At 69.9% G+C, this 19,164-nt stretch carries 5 protein-coding genes; all 5 read right to left on the reverse strand.

The genetic code is table 11. From position 1 onward, the window contains the following. Positions 1-73: 73 nt before the first annotated feature. Complete coding sequence (locus A6F73_RS02710; protein ID WP_063346264.1) at positions 74-2,413, reverse strand: UvrD-helicase domain-containing protein; 2,340 nt, start codon at positions 2,411-2,413, stop codon at positions 74-76. Continuing rightward, the gene (locus A6F73_RS02715; protein WP_063346265.1) at positions 2,410-9,144 is read right to left on the reverse strand and encodes a DEAD/DEAH box helicase; all 6,735 of its coding nucleotides are present in this window, start codon (positions 9,142-9,144) and stop codon (positions 2,410-2,412) included. Before A6F73_RS02715 ends, A6F73_RS02710 begins: the two co-directional genes overlap by 4 nt. After that, positions 9,141-14,633 (reverse strand): hypothetical protein, encoded by a 5,493-nt coding sequence (locus A6F73_RS02720; protein ID WP_063346266.1) that lies wholly within the window; start codon positions 14,631-14,633, stop codon positions 9,141-9,143. Before A6F73_RS02720 ends, A6F73_RS02715 begins: the two co-directional genes overlap by 4 nt. Then, complete coding sequence (locus A6F73_RS02725) at positions 14,630-17,779, reverse strand: SNF2-related protein (RefSeq protein WP_063346267.1); 3,150 nt, start codon at positions 17,777-17,779, stop codon at positions 14,630-14,632. Before A6F73_RS02725 ends, A6F73_RS02720 begins: the two co-directional genes overlap by 4 nt. A 97-nt stretch (positions 17,780-17,876) precedes the next feature. Beyond that, a complete protein-coding gene (locus A6F73_RS02730; protein ID WP_107452806.1) occupies positions 17,877-19,067 on the reverse strand; it encodes a serine/threonine-protein kinase in 1,191 nt (396 codons plus the stop codon). Positions 19,068-19,164: the final 97 nt, after the last annotated feature.

A 19,164-nucleotide genomic window follows, 5' to 3' on the forward strand; every position in this document is an offset into this window, starting at 1 on the left:
CCACGCCGAATGTGAGAGCCGCGTGGCCGCAGGCATGCTCCTCCTGCAGGTTGTCCCGGCCCGTGCTGAGCGCTCAGTGGATCGGCAGGAACGGGCTGGCGGCACCGTGCCAGGAGATCAACAGTGCGTCGCGGGCACGGGTGGCAGCCACGAAGAGCAGGTTGCGACTCTGCTTCAGTTCCCGCTCGTAGCGCTTGGGGTCGGTGTGCGCGAACTTCTCGATCAGTGCCGTGCGCGGCAGGATCCCGTCACTCGCGCCGATGATGGCGAGCTTCTGGTACTCCAGGCCCTTGAACCGGTGCATGGTGCCGATGTGTACCTCACCGCCGCCCTGGGGGCCGTCCTTGGTGAGGGTCGCGGTGGTGATGCCGTGCTTCATCAGGAGATCGGCGGCGACCCGGCCGGCCATGTCGCCGTCCGCGACGCAGACGGCCATGGCGCCGCCCGGGTCGCGGACGCTGCCGTCCTCGCCGGGTCGGGTGATCTCCTCACGCCACAACTTCAGCCTGGCGGCGAGCTGGGTGATCTCGTCGTCCCAGTCCGCGCAGGCGACGAACTCCGGTGCCGGGCCGCGGAGCAGCGAGTGGTAGCCGCTGAGGTTCTCGGTGCCGTCGTCGAGGTCGTCGTAAGTGGAGTCGCCGACGACCTTGGCGGCCTGGTCGAGGATCTCCTGCGTGGTCCGGTAGCTCAGGGTCAGTTTGGATGCCTTGCCCCGGATGTTGATCCCGACGGTGGAGAGGGTGACCTGGCGGTCGTAGATCCGCTGGTGGGTGTCGCCGGCGATGAACAGGTCGTTCGGGCCGGGGGCGGCCATCGCGCGCAGCATCTTCCAGTGGGCGGCGCTGAGGTCCTGGGCCTCGTCGACGACGATGTGCTGGTAGCGGTGGCGGAGGTAGCGGACCGCGGAGCTGTTGTCGTCGCGGTGGATCAGGTCTCCGCCCCCGATCTCGGCCTTCCGCTCAGCGCGGTCCTGGATCTTGCGTGCGCGCTCCATCTCGTAGCGCGCGGCACGCTCCGCGGACTGCGCCCAGGTTTCGCGCTTCATGCTGTTCAGGCGCAGCGTGAACTGCTCCAGCACCTGCCAGACGCCGCCGCGTTCGGGGCGGGTCAGGGCGCGGCCCATGCCCGGGCGCCGGGCCTTGAAGTAGTCCTGCCGGGTGGCGAGCGACTGGCCCAGGATCACCTGCTCCCACTCGTCGAAGAGGAATTCCGCGTCCCAGCGTCGCTGCGCGTCGTACTCGAACAGGACTTCACCGAGGACCTCCTTCGCCTGGGCGTCGCCGATCAGCGAGCGCTGGGCTCCGGCGGCGCTGTTCTCGTTGAGGATGCCCTGGGCCAGGATGTCGATGTGCTTGATGTCCACGCGGGCGAGCAGGTCGGGGGTGACCAGGGAGCTGAGCCGGGAACGCAGGTCGGCGGTGAGGTTCTTGGTGTACGTGGTCAGCAGGATCGGCTTGTCCCGGCCGGGCTGGAGCTGGGCGGCGAGACGGGCGGTGCGGTGCAGCGCGACGATGGTCTTGCCGGTGCCAGGGCCTCCGCTGACCCGAGCCGGGCCGCTGTAGTTCCGCTCGACGATCTTGCGCTGGGTGGGGTGGAGGTAGACCTTCCAGGCCCGGAAGTCGCCCTCGGCGAGCACGTTGCGCAGGTCGTCGTCGACGGTGGTGACCGCAGTACGGATGAGGGCGGCGCCCATGTCGTCCTCGAAGCCGGCTTCGAGGACGGTGGCGGCGGGGCGGGTGATCTCGCTCTCCACCTCGTCGACGCTCATGCCGGCGCCCAGGCCAGTGAGCACTTCGGCGGTGAGACGCGGCGCACCGGCGACGAGCTGGTCGAGCTCGTCGTCGGTGGTGACCAGGAGGGCCACCTCGACCAGGGCCTCCGCGACCCCGAGACGGCGGAGATCGTCGGCGGTGCAGGCGGCGAGCAGCGGCTCTGCGGAGGGCTCGACGACGGGGGGGTCGACAGCAGGGGCCGCAGCGCCGATGGGTTCGGCTGCGGCGTCGGCCTCCGGCGCGCCCCGCTCCTCCGGGTCGGGGGTGAGCTGGATGCCAGCCCGCTTGAGCACGCTCTGGCCAACGACGCCAAGGTCGACGAACTCGATCTCGCCGGTGATCCGGTTGATGGCGACGCTGAGCTCTTCGTAGACGTGTTTGCGGTGCCGCACGGCGACGACGAGCCACTGCTCGACGCCGTCCGGGCCCACGCCGACGGGAGCAAGGAGGGCGCGGTACGACGGGTCGATCTTGGCGCGGTAGATACGGCGGTCGCCCTTGAGGGGCTTGAGGTCGAGCTTGGGGTGCCCCGGGTCGTTCCGGAACAGGTGGCAGAAGTCGTAGAACTTGGTCTTGACCGACGAGTCCATCTTGTAGAGCTCGTTCTCGGCCTTCTGATAGAGGCTCAGGCGTGCGGTCATCGTGCGGCACTCGGTTCGTGGGAGTCGGAGGCGGAGTCGGGGCAGTCCGTGGCATCGGGGAGGGCGGCGAGCAGGTCGTCGAGTCGGCCGAGCCATTCCTCGGCCGAGCGTACGGTGAAGCCCGCGTCGCGGTATGCCTGCCAGGTTTTGTGGTGTTCCTCGTCGTCGCTGTCGTACGGCTCGGCCATGACGGCGATCCACAGCCCTTCGTCGGCCCAGACGAGGTCGGCGAGCCAGCCTCGGTCACCGAGCTCGTAGCCGTAGATGGGTGCCCGCCTGCCGCGGTCGGCCAGGACGTGGGCGAGGCGGGCGAGGGGGGCGTCGGGTTCATCCTCGTCCAGGTAGCCGAGGATCTCCCGGTCCCACAGCAGGTCCCGCAGTGCGGCCTCCAGCGGGGTCTCGTCCATCGGTTCGGCCGTCGCGGCCTGCGGTGCGCTCGCGCTCCCGCCGTACTGGACGACCAGGGACTCGAGTTCGCCGATTCCGCCGAACGCCTTGAGCGTGCCGAGGTCGAACAGGCCCGCGCCGGAGGTGGTGAGCTGGACGCCGTCGCCACCGGTGTGGGTGAGGAACTGCAGCAGGTTGGACCACTGGAGCCAGGCCCGCCACCGTGCCTTGTGCTCGGGGGAGCCGAGCTGGTCGCTCTTCGTGTCGTCAAGGCACACCAGCCCCGTCCAGCGGCCGGTGGCACCGTCAACCATGAAGGCGACGGGCAGTCCGGACCGGTCGGCGGCCTGGAACAGGTTGACCGTCCCGCCCCCCGTCACAGAGGCCGGGTCGATGCCGCCGGTCCGCCCCCAGGCTTCGAGGAGCGTCGCGAGCGCCTGGTGTGCCTGCTCCGCGGAGCCGTTGCCGACGAGCGCCATGGGGTTGGCACCGAGCAGTCCGCCCACGACGGATGCGGCCCGCCTGCCCCAGGCGGCGTCATCGGGGCTGCGCAGGTAGGCGAGGAGCTGGCTCATCGGGTCGAGGAAGGCGGTGGAGCCCAGGTCGTCTTGGCCGTGCTCGGCGTGAAGCTGCTTGGCAACCGCTCGGGCGCTGTGCTCGTACGGCGGCCACACCGACTCGACCGCGTCGCGGTCCCCCGCGTGCACGCCCGTGTGCTGTTCGAAGGCGGCCAGGTCGTCCCAGGTGAGCTGGAAGACGGCGTGCCCCTGTCCCCGCAACCGGTTGCGCTTGTCCGCGTCGCCCGCGAGCCGGTTGTGGCGGCGGGAGGCGTGGAAGCGACGGCCGTCGAGGTAGACCGTCACCTTCCGCTTCGGGCCCTCGGTGCGTTCGAAGGTGAAGTCGGTGCGGGTGAAGCCCTCGCTGCGCTGCGCGGTGAGGCGCCAGCCGTGGACCGTGGTCGAGTCCTTGAGCCGGAGGTACCCACTGTTGTCACCGCTCTCGTCGAGCGAGGCGTCGCTGCCCCGCTTCTCGGCCCAGGCCCGCAGGACGGTGAGGAAGCGTGCCTCCAGGTCGGATTCGACCTGTCCGTCCAGCCCGATCTGGTCCGTGTTGCCGACCTCCTTGGTGGTCCAGGCGTCGCTGCCCCGGCCGAGGAGGTCGTCAAGGATGTCGAGCGCCGCCTGTCGGGACACGACCTCGATGTGCCGTTCGTCGGTGTAGCGGTACAGGCAGCGATGGCAGGCGGGCCGGTTCTCCTGGACGCACGGGCAGTCGACGAGGAGGGTCCGCGCGTCTTCGAGGACCTGGCGGAAGGCGGCCGGGGCGGTGAGCCGGTCGAGGTAGCCCGTGCCGTACGGGAGCCGGTCGTAGACGACGAGGAAGTGCCTCGTCTCGTCGGTGTCGCGGTCGGGCATGGTGGCGAGGCAGGAGTCCAGGTGCTGCGGGTCCCCGCCGAAGGCGCGGTCGACGCCGAGCCGCAGCGCGGCCTGGAAGGAGTACACCTTCTCGTCGACCAGAACGGTCGCCGCCGGGAGCAGGACCCGCAGCGCCTCGGTCTCCAACTCGTGGGCGAGCAGCACCTGTTCCTGCGGCACCGCCTTCGTGCCGCGCCGGTGCGGGCACCAGGGCGTGTGGTGCTTGAGGGCGCGCTGGCGGTTAGCCGAGATGTCGACGGCGTCGCGGTCGTCGTCGAACACCGGTTGCCCGTCCGCGCTTGCCGCGCCGCACGCGGTGCACACCTGGAAGGGGGCGATCCGTACCGGCCGCCCAGCGAGCCGGTCACCCTCCTGGGCGCCGATCCTGAGCGGCCCGACGTTGACCCTCCGGATCACGGCGCGCCGGGTGTAGTCGACGCCGAACACCTCACGGGTGTGCCGCCAGGAGGTCTTGGGCACGAAGTCGCGGGGGGCGATGTCGACCATGTCGACGACGCTGTAGAACCGCCGGTCGCGGTCGTCACTCTCGTCCCCGATGCGGGCGTCCTCGCGCTTGGCGCGGGCGGTGACCGTGGTCGGCTGGACGATCTGCCACAGGCTCCCGGAGTCGGCGATGCCGGCCTCCTGGCAGCGCGGGCAGGGTGAGATGTCCTGCTGGGCGTTGTGCGTGCGCACGTGGCCGCAGGAGGGGCAGAACCGCCAGTACCGCCAGTCGTGGTCCTGTCCCGTGACGATGTCGATGCCGGTGATGCGGTGTTTGTAGCCCTCCGCGTAGAAGGTGTTGCCGGGGGCGAGTTCGGCGATGGCGAAGGAGCGCGGCCGTTCGTAGGTGTACGGCTTCGACTTGTACTGCTCCTGCCCCGTACCGGTCTTCCCCTCCGGCCAGTAGAGCGTGGCGGACAGGGTGGTCGTCGAGTCGATCAGCGCGTAGTTCGGGAGAAGCCCGAGGTCGCACAGGACGCTCTGGGCGGGCTGGCGCAGCCTGGCCCCGCCCTTCTTCGACAGTGCCCGCGCCTCGGCCTCCAACTCGGCCTTCGTCCGGGCCTGTTCCTCGTCACCGTCCTTCAGCTCGTCGATGGCCGAGCGGATCGTACGAATGCGGTCGCGCAGCTTCTGGCTCTCACGCTCCCAGTCGCGCTCGGCCCGCTCGACCGCGCTGCGCAGGCGGCGCACCGCGTACTTCGTCAGCTCGGCCCGGGCGTTCTCGCTCACGCCGGCCGGGAAGAGGTCGAGGAAGCCGCGGACCAGCTCCTCCCCGTGCGCGAGGGCGGCGGCGGCGAAGTCCGCAAGGTAACCGGACGGGCCGAACAGCTCGTCCACCCGGCGCGGCAGCGCGGCCAGCGGCCTGCCGTCCTCGCGCAGCAGCCGGCCGCGCGCCGCGAGGTCGAGCAGGTGGGCGGTGTACTGGCGACGCAGGATCTCGACAGCCGACAGGTACGAGCCGGGCGGCACGATCTGCCCGTCGATCATGTCGCGCGGCCGGTCCAGGAAGTACAGGTCGCGGCGCGAGCGGTCCGGGATGGTCAGCATGAACGCGTTGCCGGTGCGGCGGCCGGCCCGGCCCGCCTGCTGGGTGTAGTTGGCGGGGCGGCGCGGCAGGGCCCCGAGCACGACGGCCGACAGGTCGCCGATGTCGATACCCATCTCCAGGGTCGGAGTGCAGGAGAGCACGTTGGGGTCGTTGAAGCCCTCGCCCTTGCGGAACGCCTCCTCGACGCGCTCGCGCTTGGCCCGGGAGAGCAGGCCGGTGTGCTCCGCCGTGATCACCTGGAAGACGTCGGCCCACCGGTAGAGGCTGCGGTAGTAGTCGTCGCGGTAGTCCCGGTCCCGGTCGTGCCGGTCGACGGTCTCCTGCCAGCGGTCGCCCGCCACGAGCCGCCCGGAGGCGCAGCGGTACGCGGGGCAGGGCTGGTCGTGGTACCCGGACAGCAGCGACGGGTGCACGGTCTGCTCCCAGAAGCACCTGGGGCAGCGCACGTAAGCGATGTTGACCTGCTCGTCGGAGAGCAACTGGAGCTGCACCGAGCCGGGTTGGAGGCCGTAGATCCGGGCCGCCGAGTCGCCCGGCGTACGGACGGCGAGCAGTCCGGCCTCGGCGAGCCGGGGCAGAAGGCGCAGCCAGAACTCGTCCGCCTGCTCGCGGGTCAGGCCCAGGCAGCGCTGCGCCCACGTCTCGTACCAGGACAGGCGCCCGGCCGCGACGTCGAACTCGCTGTTGGGCTTCGGCTTGGCGAGCAGGAAGGTCGGGGCGGAGACGCCCTTGGGGAACGCCTTCATGCCGGGCGGGCGGCCGCCCCAGATGAAGAACCGGCTGGTCCCGGCCTCGTCCAGGTACTTCCCCAGCCAGCGGTGGCCGATCGCGCCACGGGTGCGCATCCGGTCGAGGAAGCCCCGCAGGAAGGCGAGGTAGCGGTCGTCCTCGTGGGAGGTCAGGACGAGGCCCCGGTCCGCCGTCTCCTCGTGGGCGGTGCGGACCAGCGCGATCGCGGCCCGCTCGTCCGAGACGGCGGCGAATGCCGCTGCGGTACGGGTGAGTTCGAGGGTGCGACCGTTGCGGGAGCGGTGGCCGAACTCCATCACGGCCTCGAAGGCGAACCGCTCCCCGATCAGGTCCCAGGTCCGCTTGTCCCCGCCGCGCCCGGCGCCCGACAGCAGACGGGCCACACCCGTGTCGTCGTGCAGGTCGGGCGGGACGACGGCGGCCAGGGTCCTGCGGTCGGTCGTGGCCTCGACCACGTCGGCCACCAGGTCGTTGAGCGCGGTGGGCCGGTGCTCGCTCAGGTGCTTGGCGAACAGGACGCGCAGCGAGAAGGTATAGGAACGGGAGGCGACGAAGCCCGCCCGGTGCGCGGCGTCCTGCACCGAGTCGTTGAACATCAGCGTCTTGGTCTCGCGCTGCTCCTCGTCCATCTCCCCGCCGGTGAACAGCTGGGTGACGGACGCCGCCGCGAGCGCGGCGGCACCGGTGCCAAGGAAGCGGATCGCGTTGTGGGTGCCGCAGGCCGGGCACCAGTCGTCCTGCGCCGCGCGCTCGGCGCGCTCGCCCAGCTGGACGAGGACGAACGCCGCGTCCGCGCCCCGGGGCCGGGGATCGCCCTCGGCGGTGTAGTCGTCGGCCGGATCCGGCAGCCGGAGACGGCGGTCGGGGCCGTCCAGCACCATCAGCACGCCCGCACCGCCGGTGGTCAGCGACCGCTGGACCGCCGGGTCCATCGCGGCACGGCCGCTGCCCTCCAGGGCCTCCTTGTCGGTGGCCGCGATCAGGGTGCGGATCTTCGCCTTGTCCGCGGTCACCGAGGCGCGCCGGACCTTGTGGGACTCGAAGCTCAGCTCCTCCGCGTCCGACTCGGGCGCCAGCGCCGACCAGCCGGAGCGGCCGCACTCGCGGCAGTACACCGCCGGAAGGAACAGCCGGGTCTCACGCGGGCCGGTGGTATCCGGCGTCGCCCGCGACGGGGCCTGCGCCCCGGCCGCGTCCCAGGCGAACGAGGCCTGCGGCCACGGCTGGACGCCGCGCAGCATCCGCGTCACCGACCGCGCCCACTGGTGCACCTCCACCTGCACCAGTGGACGGCCGCTCCCGGTGGGCCCGTCCGGATCCCGGGCGACGGACAGCAGGGCGACGAACCGGGCCAGGGCGAGGGCAGCCACCTCGGGCCGGGTGGTGACCGCCTCGTCCCAACTGGCGGCTCCGCTGCGCCGCATGACGTCCAGGACCTCGTCGTAGCTGCGCACCGAGCCGTCGAACGCGGACAGGACGGCGTAGGTGAGCCGGTTGCGCTTGAGCGCCGCGCCCAGTTCCCGGGCGTCGAGCGGGCCGGTCGCGTCGAACCGGGTTCCGGTGACGGCCTCGGCGAGCGCCGCCAGCGCCACGTCGCCGGAGGCGGGGTCGGGCAGGGTGGTGAGCGCCTCGGGCGGGGGCACCCGGCCGGGCAGGAACCTGGCGTCCGGGACGGTCTCGTCCAGCATGAACTCGTCGACGGTGAGCCGGTCCTCGCCGACGACGGCATCCTCGGTGAACTCGGTGCCGAAGACGTGCGCGGCGACGTCGAGCAGCTGACGCACCCCGTCCGCGTCGGTTCCGGACGCGAGGGTGGCGGAGGTGGCGACCGGGGTGATCGTCCCCAGCGGCTTGCCGGGCTGCGTCGCCCCGACTGCGGAGGCCAGGCGGCGCAGCAGCATCGCCACGTCGGTGCCCTGCGCGCCGTCGTAGGTGTGGAACTCATCCACCACCACGTAGCGGATGTCGCTGCCGTCCCAGAGCGAGGCGTCCGCGGAGCGCTGCAGCAGCAGGTCCAGCATCTTGTAGTTGGTGATCAGGATGTCCGGCGGGGACAGCTGCATGTCCTGCCGGCGGGTATAGACGTAGTCGTAGTGCGTCGCCGCCTTATCGCCGATGTACAGACCGGCCCGGACTCCCTGGAGCACATCCTTCTCGGTGCCCAGCAGGTCGTTGATCCGTCCCGCCTGGTCGGTGGCGAGGGCGTTCATCGGGTACAGGAAGACGGCCTTGATGCCGACGTGCCCAGCCGCGCGCTCGCGGGCGCAGTGATCGAGCACCGGGTAGAGGAACGACTCCGTCTTACCGGAGCCGGTGCCTGTGGTGACCAGGGTCGGCTGCGGGGTGTGGCCGTCCTTCGTGGTGAGCCGGGCGAAAGCGCGGGCCTGGTGGGCGTATGGCGACCAGCCGTCAGCACGATGCCAGTCCAGGTACTGCTGCCAGCCGTCCTCTGCACGGGTGAACGGCGTGCGCAGCCGTAGGTACGGCCCGCGGAACATGCCCGTGGCCTCGTCCCCGAGGAAGGTGTGCAGGGCCTTGCGGGCACCCTCGTCGGCCAGGCCGTAGGTGGTGGAGAGGTACTGGAGCAGGCTCTCCTTCAGCCCCTGCGCTTCCAGCGTCGGCCTCACGGCTTCGGGACCTCCATCGTCGTCGGGTTCCACAGGCCCTTGGCCACGGCGTCATTCAGGCGCTCGGCGAAGTGGGCGTGGGCGCGGCGCATCTCCGCTTCGCGGTCGGCCTTGTAGAAGGGCGCGGCATAGCCGTCGGGGAGCTCGGCGGCGGGGGGTGGGGGTGAGCCGGTGGACGGGTCCGGGAGAACGCCGTCCTCGCTCGGCTCACCGACGGCTTCGCGGTACGCCTCGAAGGCGGTCCAGTGGTCTTTGGTCTGGTCGAAGCCGTATGTGTCCCGTCTGGCCGCAATTTTGCGTTCATAGGCATCGAACCATGTCACGTCGTCATAGCCCTGCAGCACTGGGAAGCGGGCTCGGTACATAACGATGAGCGTGTCCGCGTCGATGCCGAGCCAGACCGCTACGAGCGCGTCGATCTCAACGAGGGCGGCCCGGCGAGCGTACTCGGTACGGAGGGGGGTGTCGCGCTGCCAGGTGGGAGTTACGGTGTGCAGCTCGGTGGACATGCCAGGCCAGGTGATCGCCCAGCGCTCGTAGCCGGGCCAGCTGGGGTCGTAGAGCTCGGACCAGAGGTCGGCGTAGGCAGTAGTCAGGGCATTGAGGCGGAGGGTGCGGAGGAGCAGAGCAGGTGCCAGCGGGTGGCCTGACTGTGGCGCCGGAAGGCGCCTCGCCTGGGTCACATCCAGATGCCCGACCCCGGCGGTCCGCAAGAGATAGTCCACGGGAAGAGCAGCCATGAACCCGGCGGTAAGCACCGTGAGGTGGGGTGATGCGATGTGCCCGGAACGCACCGCATGAATGTGGCTCGCGCCTGGAGGGATCAGAGTTGCGTAGAGTGCACGTTCTGTATCGAATGTGACCCTCTCGCGCCATGCCACCCGGTACCACGCGCTGCACGGCATCCCCGCCTCATCTCGCAGGAGCGCTTTAATCTCTCGCTCCTCGACCTGCCCCTCCGGAATTTTCCGCATTCCAGCAATCTGAGTCCGAGCCTTGTCCCACCCCTCGTCCGATGCGAGTAGCGCCTCGTACACTCTCCGGTCGGTCCAATTGTCTTGGGCAGTCAGGAACACTCGGGGCGTTGCTACTCTCCTGTACTCCGACTCGGGTACCTCGCCGTCGGCAATAGTCATTGGGTCGAGCCCGCGCCTCTCACCCTTACCTTGACTGGGCTGCTTGTACATCGGGTTGGCGACGTCAATCTGCACACCCTTGAGGATGACGTCATCCCATGACGCCGCGTGGTAGTCCTCCCGGCCGTCGATGCCGGTGTTGTAGTCGATGAGCCGCTGGTTCTTGCCGGGACCGAACTGCGCCTTCTTGGCGCCACTTTCGTCGTACCCACGAGTGATATCTGGATTCAGTTCCCCGAGCCTTAGCGGATACAGGCCAAGTGCGTCGATCGCAGGGTCCTCCGCTGTGCTCACCGGCGTGAGGAGGGGCGCCTCCTCCAGCGGCCCATCTTCGCCAGAAAATCGCTGCCAGCGTTCGAGAGTTCTGCGGTTTACTCGCACCATCCTTTTGGGGTGAGGTCGCTCATCCCAAGTGCCATTGAATCTGACGCCCGGGTCCTCCCCGGGATCATCAGCAGCGCCCGAAAGTCGCAGGACGTCTACAGCGTAGAGCCAAGCCAACGAGTAGAAATCGACTTCCTGATCAGGACCATAGATATGCACGCCAAAGTGAGTCACATCCCTAACCGGTTCCGGGAAGAACCGGTTATTGGCGTTCACAAAGTCGCCATGCACACGCAGCCGCCGGTACGCCACCGACCGTAGTACTGCCTCCTTGTCTCCCGCGAAGTGCGTGTCCGGGTGCACCATTCCCGCCGTGCCCTCGGCGGCCGCGTGGTCCCACACCTCGCACATGAACGCGCGGTACAGGTTGGGTTGGCTACCCGAGATGAACGGGTAAACGGATGCGGCCGCCAGGTATGACGCCATCGCCGCCGTGTGCGTTAGCGCACCTAGCAGGTACTCCTGCACCTGACCTCGCCCTAGTTCCGCGTCCCGCCGACGGGCCTTCTCCTCGGCCTTCGGCTTCTCGGTGAGTACGAACCACGGCTCGAACTCGCCGAGGACCGGGTCCTCCTTCCACTGGGGCCGCACCCACGGCGGGTTACCGACCTGAAGGTCGAACCCTCCGGCCTGTCCCGTGAAGATCCCGGCGTACTCCAACTCCCAGTGCAGGAATCCCTGTTCCGCCGCGATGTCCCGGACCGTCCGCATCCACGGATACCGCGTCTCGACGGCCTTACGGGCGTCGTCCATGCCCATCTCGGCCTCGACCAGCTTCTCCAGGTCCTTCAGCTTGGCCAGGGAGTCGACGGACGTAGCGAACGTCCCCTCCGGCACCTCACCCGTGCCGACCATGGACTCCAGGAACGCGAGCCAGTCGTCAAGGCCGGTCAGCGCGATGACGTCACGGCGACGCACCGGCCCGCCCGCGCTCTTGCGGCCGGACGACGCGCCAGCCTTCTTGATCTCCCGCCGCTCGACGAGATCGTCCTCCCCCTCTCCGAAGGCCAACTGCTCTCCAGGCATGGCGAACAGCAGCCCGTGCTCCACGAACGCTGGCTCGGCTTCGGCGGCCGGCTCGGCGGTCCCCACGACCGGCGCCACCCCGGACGACAGCAGCGCGTCCAGCGAGACGACCGGCGCGGAGGCGTACTCCGGGTCCGAGCCGTCCAGCAGGCCCACCTTGTCCAGCGGCCAGAACCAGAGCGCGCACCAGGCGTCCATGACCTGCTTGAGCCGCCAGTAGGGCGAGCCTTCGGCCTCGAACAGGTCCTTGAAGACCTGCTCCTTGGTCAGCGGCAACGTGCCGCCCGCGTTCTCCTTGTCGCGGCGGAGGAAGGCGTACTCCTCCGCCCCCTCCGGCCGTTCGGCACCCCAGATGTCTATCGTCCGGGCGATCTCCTGCTCGCTCAGCTCCAGCCGCTTGGCGACGAGCTGCCACAGGTACTCCACCCGCTCCGCGACCGCCTGGAGCCGCGCCAGCTGGCTGCCCTTGCCGCCGACGGTCTTCGGCTTCGTCACCACCGTCTTCCGCCACGCCTTCAAGGCATCGAACTGTCCGCCAGCGAGCTGCTCGACCAGCTTCTTCGCGTCCCCGCCGGCGTCCGCGACCGCACCCCACCCGGGCGAGGGCAGCAGAAACTGGTGCACCGCGCCGGCCGGCAACGACTGCTCCGCGCCATCCTCGGCCGACCGGAACGGCAACTTGGTCGGCGTCTGCGCAGCGACCCTCAGCTCCTTCTTGAGGCGATCGGCTGCGTACACCCAACGCCGGGCCCCGATCAGCGAGTTGCCGCGCCGCAGGTGGAGGCCGAACCAGGGCGCGCGCATGCCGGGGTGCATGGTGTTGAGCCACAGCGACACCTCGGCGAGTTCGACGCCGGTGGCGTTGAGATCGACGCCGTACGCGTTGTGGAGGGCGACGTAAGCCTTGACCTTCTGCTTGACCTCCAGCGCCTGCGAGGTGTCGAGACTGAGGCCCAGCTCCTCCTGGCGGCGCTTCAAATACTCCTCGGCGACCTGGTTGATCGCCTCGTTGAGGAACGCGCCGGAGCCAAGGGCCGGCTCGCAGATGGTGTACCGCAGAAGCTCGCTCGCCCGAGTACGGACGGCCTTGCCTTCCTCATCCTTCTCCTGGTCGAGCCGGTGCTTCAGGGCCAGTTCGACGGTGACCTTGGTCAGTGACTCAGGGGTGTAGTAGGACGCCGAGGTCTCGCGGTCACGTCCGGCGAGACGGTAGACGAAGGTGCCGGGTTCGTACTTCTTCGGGCCGCGGAGACCGTGCTGCTCGGCGTCCTGCGCGGAGTACACGACATGCGTGTTCGCCGGGTAGTCGCTCAGCCGGTCGGCGGGGATGAGCCAGGAGCCCTTCTCGGGGTCACCGTGCTGCTGGGCCCCGCTCTTCGCGCCGGGCTTGGCGACCTCGGCCAGCTCCCGCCGCTCGTCGATGACGCCGGTGTAGGACATCAATCCCTCGTAGACGGCGCCGAGTTGGTTGATGCCGAGGTTGCGATAGGAGATGAAGCCGCCCTGTCGCCCCTTTGTGCTCGCCTCCTTCATGGTGAGCAGGCGCAGCACCTCGTGCAGAGCCTCGTTGCGCAGCCGGAGGTCGAGCCACTTCGGATCTTCGTCCGCTCCGCTGTCGGTCTCGGTGCGCGGATCGCGGGTGCCGCGGCCGATGAGAGCAATGGCCTTCGGGTCGAAGAGTTCGCTGCGCAGCGGTTCGAAGCGCAGACCGCTCTGTTCGCTGCGTTCGCCGGCTGCCTTGTGGTCGTCGGGCTCTGTGCCGTGCGGGCGGTGGCCGTAGTTGACCTTGTTGAACAGAACGTCGAGCGAGGCGTGGAGGTGGAATCCCTCCCGGCTCTCCTCGTCGACCAACTTCCGTTCACGGGAGACGAGTTCGCGCAGCCGGGCGACCGAGTAGCCGGACTCGTAGGTGGAGTCGTCGGCCGGCAGGATGCCGAGCTCGGGCCGGGCCTCGGCGTAGAGGAGGAAGAGGATGCGATACAGGTAGCGCAGCGATTCGCGGGTCAGCTGCTTGGCGAACGGTCCGTACCGTTCCGGGTCCTCAATCTGCCGCGGGGTGACACCGTGCTGCTTCAGTCGGGCCAGCACCTCGTTGGCGATGATCTCGACCGAGCGCTGGAGACCTTTGCGCAGTTCGGAGTTGACGCCGACGGCGTTGTCGCGGGACGCCTTGAGCAGGTCGTCCATGCGGCGGCCCTTGCCGTCGGGTCGAGGGGCCAGCATGTCGTGGGAGAAGAGTGCAGCAAGGAGGGCGAGTTCGCCGGTCTTCTTGGTGTCGTTGCGCAGCAGCGCTGCGTCCACGCTCGCCGCGAGGTAGCGGCCCTCGGACCAGGTGGTGCGGTCGGCGAGGACGATCACACCGCCGCAGAGCAGCAGGACGAAGCGCGGTGCCTCGCCGCCCGGCTCGTGCAGTTCGCTCTGGAAGAGCCAACCAGCGAGCTTCTCACCCGAACTGATCAGGCCCTCGTGGGTCTTGAGGGGAGCCAGCAGGCGGCCCGCGCCGTCGGCGTCGAGGGCGTCGTCGAGGTTGTCGGTCCACCCGCAGCGGAGGGCCACGATGCCGTCGCCGTGCCAGGCGACGGGGAGTTCGTACGCACGGCCGGCGTTGTGCAGCGGCAGCACCGTGTCCGACGTGCCGTACCCGAGGGCGGTGAGCAGGTCGGTGTGCCAGGAGGTGAGGCGCTCGGCCTGCTCGCCCGCCGGGTCGTCGTCAGCGGCGAGGACCGGCCGGACCCGGCCGGCGTACTCGGCGTGCAGCCTGAGCAGCAGCTCACGCGGAGTGGATTGCGTGTCGTGCTTGTCGGTCTCGCGGTAGGTCCACAGTGTGAACAGGCCTTCGTCGTCCGCCGACTTCTTCTTGAGGGTGTTCTCCAGTTCCTCGCTGAAGTAGTGGGCGGAGAGGTATTCGCCGCGGTTGGCGAAGGAGTCGAAGGTGTAGCTCATCGGACGGACTCCTCGGCACGGGCGGCGGTCGGCGCGGCGGTGATTACGGCGGAGTAGAGGGGTTCGAGGACGGCGAGGACCCGGATCATCGGGTCGCCGGAGGTGCGCATGCGTCGGACGAGCTCGCGACGGTCCGTCGCAGTATCCTCGACCTTCTCGCGGCGGCGGTGCTGGTTTCCTGCGACTTCCAGCGCGATCTGCTCCCAAGTCTGGACGCGATCCTCGTACGGGGCGAGGTAGCCGTCGATCAGCCGGTCGTACTCGGCGCGCCGGGCCCGCAGGTGGGCCTCCGCAGCATCGACGGCGGCCGGCACGAGGGCCTTCAGGCCGCTCTTGTCGAGGATCCGGTCGCGTCCCGGCATGCTCGGGCCGACGCCGCAGGCGGCGAGGAACGCCGAATCCATCCGCCAGACCCGGGGGTCGGCGCCGTCGAGGCCGGTGACGGCCATCCACTCGACCACGGTCGGAGTGCCGGCAGCGTTGGAGTGGACGCCCTGCAGCAGATAGACGGGGCCGCCCAGGGCTGCCGGCAGATCGGGGTGGATACGGGTGGCCTTGGCGACGTCCGGCCGGTGGGCGAGGACGAACGCCTCGTCGTACTTGAGCTTGGCGAGGACCTTGTCCGTCACCCAGTCGAGGACCGGATGGATGTCGGACACGTAGGAGACGTTCGGCCACTGCGACGCGGTCTGCTCGGTCTTTCCCCGCTTGGCGTCGCGGGCCGCTTCGAGCCGCTCCGCCGCGTACTTCCGGTTGAAGGTGATGCTCAGCGTGCCGTCGTACTTGGAAGTCGTGAGGATCTTCTCCTGGTCGAGGTACGAGGCGGGCAGTGCGCGCAGCCGGTACTGGAGGTCGTCCGGCGGCGTGAACTCGACGCGGCCCCGGTCCGTGACGGGCTTCCAGCCCATAGCCTTGCGCTCGGCCTGCGGGTAGACCAGGTCCATCGCGGCGTGAAAATACGCCTCGGTATCGGCGAACAGGTGCGGCACGTCCGCCTTGGCCACCGGAGGGATCACCGCAGCGGCCGACGCGGCCGACGGATCGGCGATCAGCGCGTTGACGTTCGCGAGGAGGCCGGCCAGGACGCCGCCCGCCTCCTGCCGGGACTGCTGGAGGGAGCGCTCCGCCGTGCCGCCCTTGATGAGGTCGCGGGTCAGGCGGTCGTCCTCCTTCTTGGCGTCGTACAGGCCGGTGACGGCCTCGGCGCAGCCCTCGCCCGTCTCGATCTCGTGGGCCTGCGCCTCGCGGCGCAGCAGCCGGACACCGACCAGCCGGTCGTCGAGGGTGAGCTGCTCCCCGGTCGTCTCGTCGCGCCGCCACGGAACGTCGGCGGTCAGGGTGATCGCGCGGAACTCCGGGTTCTCGGCCTGGCCGTAGCGGTCGATTCGGCCGTTGCGCTGCTCGATCCGGATCAGCGACCACGGCAGGTCGTAGTGGACGAGGTCGTGGCACTGGTGGTGCAGGTTGACGCCTTCGGAGGCGATGTCGCCGGTGAACAGCAGCCGTACGGGCTCGTCGCGGCGGCCGAAGCGGTCGACGATCTCCCGCTGCTGGTCGTCGTTGGTGGCGTCGCCGTGCATGACCTCGACCGCCCCGCCGTACGCCTTCCAGGGGCGCGCCTTCTCCGCCAGGGCCGGCTTCGCCTTGAAGCCCAGCCGCTCCGGGACGACCTGCGCGAGCCACTCGAGCGTGGCGATCCGCTCCGAGAAGACCACGACCCGGCGTTCGGAGCGCGGGCCGACGCCGAGCTCCTTCAGCGCGTCCACCAGCGCATCCAGCTTGGCGGAGTCCTTGTCCTCGAACTCTGCGACGAGCGCTTCGAGTTCGGCGAGGGCCCGGTGTTCCGCCGTGAACGCCTCGCGGGCCTTGGGAGCCGCCTCGGCGCGCCGCGGGTGCTCCAGGTAGGCGCGGCGGTTGGCGAGCGACTTGCGCAGGGCGACGTGAGAGGAGAGGAACGCCTTGAGGAAGCCGTATGCCACCATCGGCTCGGCGCAGACCGAGGAGCGGGCGGGATCACCGGGGGTCCATTCGGCGGCCAGCTTCTCCAGCACGGCCACCTCCTTCGGCGTGGCCGGGGCCGGGACGGGAAGGGACGGGCCGCGTTCCGCCCACGGTTTGTCCTTCAGGCCGTCACGCACCTCGCGGTCGGTCTTGGTGCGGCGGATGTAGAGGTGGTCGAGGTCCGCGACCTTGTAGTTCTTGACGTCGGCGATCGCCGCCGGGTCGAGCATCCGGATCAGCTCGGCGAAGGACTCGGCCTCGCCGTTGTGCGGGGTCGCCGAGGCCAGGATCAGCGCGTCGGTGTTCTTGGCGAGCCGCTCTGCGAGGCGGTTGTTCCGGGTGCCCTTGTTGACGAGGTTGTGCGACTCGTCGATGACCACCGCGTCCCATGCGGTCTTCTCCAAGTGGTGCGCGTAGGTAGCCGACTTGAGCGTGTCGACGGAGACGATCACCCGCTTGAAATGGGCGAAGGGATTGCGCCCGGCGGGGATCTCCTGCTGGATGCGCTGGATGCCGGTGGAGTCCAGTCGCACCAGCGGCAGGGAGAACCGGGTCCACATCTCGCGCTGGAACTGTTCCAGGACATGGGCCGGCGTGACGACGAGAATGCGCTCGCCCCGGCCCCTCCGGATCAGCTCCGCCAGGGTGATGCCGATCTCCAGGGTCTTGCCGAGGCCGACCACGTCGGCGATCAGCAGCCGCGGCTGCGGATTGCGCATGGACAGCGCCCGCTCGGCCGGGCGCAGCTGGTGCTCCTGGCGGTCCATCAGGAACGAGTCGGCCAGGGCGAGCCCGTGCTCGGTCTGCGGGAGCGCGGTCTTGCGGATCACCGCCTCCAGATAGAGGCGGGCCTTGGCGTGCTTCGAGGTCTCGTCCTCGACGAGGTCGGTCTTACGCGGGTCGAGCACGTCGATCTGGTCGAGGCCCTGGTAGAACACGGCGTCCGTACCCCGGACGAACGAGGAGACACCGCTGACCTCGACCATCAGCCCGTCACGGCTCTCGGTGACCGACTTGACCAGCCACTGCTCGTCCCGGATGCGGACCTGGGCGCCGGGGGCGAAGGTCGGCTTCGCCCCCGCCGGGAAGTGCGAGTCCTCGGCGGTGCCCGCAGCAGAATCGTCGGGCAGTGGCGCCGTGGTCACGTTGTGCTCCTCGATGATGGTGTGCTCGGCCGGTTCAGCGGTGCCGCCGTATCCGTGTCTACTGTCTACCGCAAGCGGTCGGGACTGGGCGAGGCGCTCAGAGCTTCTGGCGCTCGGACCAGGTCAGCTGACCACGGGCCGCATACCGCTTGCGCAGTTCGTCGGCCACCCGCCGGGACGCGGGCGGCCGGCCGGGGCGCGCGGCGGGGGGCCGGGGTTCCGTGGGCGGGCCTGCCGGTGCGGGTGTCAGCCCGACAGGGAGGTCACCCGCGGCGGGGCTGCCCTCCTCGGCGGGCGCGGAGTCGGCCTCGGCCCCGGGCACGGCCTCCGGCTGCTCCCGCAGCAGCTTGTCGAGGGCCTCCAGGCGGTCCAGCATCAGGGCGTCCGGTTGCGGGAGGGCCACCGGCGCGCCGTCGGCCGGCCTGGTCTGCTGGATCAGCGCGTGGCGGGCTCGAGCCGGGCTGGTGCCCAGTTCCCGCAGCAGGTCGGCGCAATGCCTGGTCACCTGGTCCAGGGTGGGACGGTCGCCCGGCTCGTACGCGAGCATCGAGGTCAGCAGCGGGGTGAGCTGCTCCGGCAGTCCGGACAGGTCGGGCCCGACGTCCGGGCTCACCACCTGCACCGCGATCGCCTCCCACCGCACACCGTCGTAGGGTGCGTGGCCCGTGGCGGCGTGCAGGAGGACCGTTCCCAGCCCGTACACGTCCGCCGCTCCCGTCACCTCAGTCTCGCCGCGCGCCTGCTCGGGCGGCATGCAGCGGACCGTGCCGAGCACGGTTCCGGGCTGGCTCATGGAGCCCTTCGACGCCTCCAGGAAGGCGCCGAGGCCGAAGTCGATGATCACCGGGCCGAAGTCGCCCAGGATGACGTTGGACGCCTTGAGGTCTCGATGGAGCAGACCTGCCCCGTGCACCGCAGCCAGCCCCTCGGCGAGCAGTGCGCCCACACTCGCCACCAGTGGTGCCGGCAGCGGGCCCTGGTCCTTCACGACCTCGGTGAGCGGGCGGCCAGGAACGTAGTCCATGGCCAGCCACGGCTGCTCGGCGAGCGGATCCGCGTCGAGGAAGCGCGCCACCCGGCCCGTACCCGAGATGGTGCGCGCGATCTCCGCCTCCCGCTCGAAGCGGGCCCGGGAATGCGGATCGATCTTGTCGGGCCTGATGACCTTGACCGCGACCGGGTCGCCCGCGACGGAGTACGCCAGGTACACCGCCCCCATGCCTCCGGTGCCGAGGCACCGCTCGACGGCGTACGGGCCGATCCGCTGCGGCAGGACGGTACCTGTCACCAGCTTCCCCCCGGGTTCCACAGTGCCGACACGAACGCGATTGACGTGAGTGTCTCACCCGCTTCAGAAGGCTCTGCCGAGCAGTGTGGACACTGAC

This window comes from Streptomyces sp. MJM8645, from assembly GCF_001625365.1.
GTDB lineage: Bacteria > Actinomycetota > Actinomycetes > Streptomycetales > Streptomycetaceae > Kitasatospora.